The organism is Stenotrophomonas pictorum JCM 9942 (assembly GCF_001310775.1).
Taxonomy (GTDB): Bacteria; Pseudomonadota; Gammaproteobacteria; order Xanthomonadales; family Xanthomonadaceae; genus Stenotrophomonas; species Stenotrophomonas pictorum.
In genome coordinates, this window is sequence record NZ_BAZI01000690.1 from 1 (window position 1) to 872 (window position 872).

The following is an 872-nucleotide window of genomic DNA, read 5'->3' on the forward strand; positions in this document are numbered from 1 at the left end:
CCCGCACCGACGGCGGCCACAACGGCCCCGGCGGAGAACGTGCGCTACATCCTGCAGGCCGGCGCCTTCGGGGCATCCGGCGATGCGGAAGCCACCAAGGCCAAGCTGGCAATGATGGGCCTGGCGGCGCGCGTGGAATCGGCGCAGATCAACGGCAACACCGTCTACCGCGTACGCATGGGCCCATACGGCACCGCCAGCGAACTGGCCGAAGCCAAGGCCAAGCTCAACGGCAGCGGCCTGCAGGCGATGGCGATCAAGGCGCAGTAACACCGCTGGAGGCGGTGTTACTCCATAGTTTGCTTGGCAAACTATGGGCCCCGCGCCCGTTTTCTCCATATCCCCGCGCCTGTCGGCGCGCCCCCTTAACTAAAGGGGGCTGTTGCGACTATTGGTTCGCTGGTGAAGCATCTGGAGCATTCACGCCCCGATATCGGTTGATATCGGGGCTTTTTGTCTGTGCCTTTGTAGCCGGGGTAAGCGCAGCCGGGGGTTTTGCTTGCCTAACCTGCTCAAACGCGTTTTCTTGCAACGTTGATTTCCCCGCAAAGAGCCCCCCTCCCTTTGGCGTCGCTCAGGGGAGGCTTTGGCTTTGGCTTTGGCTTTGGCTTTGGCTTTGGCTTTGGCTTTGGCTTTGGCTTTGGCTTTGGCTTTTAACCCTGCACCCGCTCATCCCTCCCGCCACTGCACCCATAGTGCGAAAATCCCCGCTCCCTGCCCCAAGGATTCCGCAATGTCCAAAACCGCCTGATCACCGGCGCCACTTCCGGCTTTGGTGCCGCCGCCATCCGCCGTTTCGCTGCCGCCGGCTGGAAGGTGATCGCCACCGGCCGTCGCGGCGAGCGCCTGCAGCCACTGGTGGCCGAATTCGG

Annotated in this window: 2 protein-coding genes; both read left to right on the forward strand. The window is 63.2% G+C overall.

Annotation, left to right across the window (positions count from 1 at the left end):
• Positions 1-270: SPOR domain-containing protein (locus JCM9942_RS17085; RefSeq protein WP_172675198.1), on the forward strand; the 270-nt coding region annotated here is incomplete at its 5' end.
• Positions 271-714: 444 nt separating this feature from the next.
• On the forward strand, positions 715-872 hold a 158-nt coding region (locus JCM9942_RS18530; RefSeq protein ID WP_425478373.1), incomplete at its 3' end, for an SDR family NAD(P)-dependent oxidoreductase.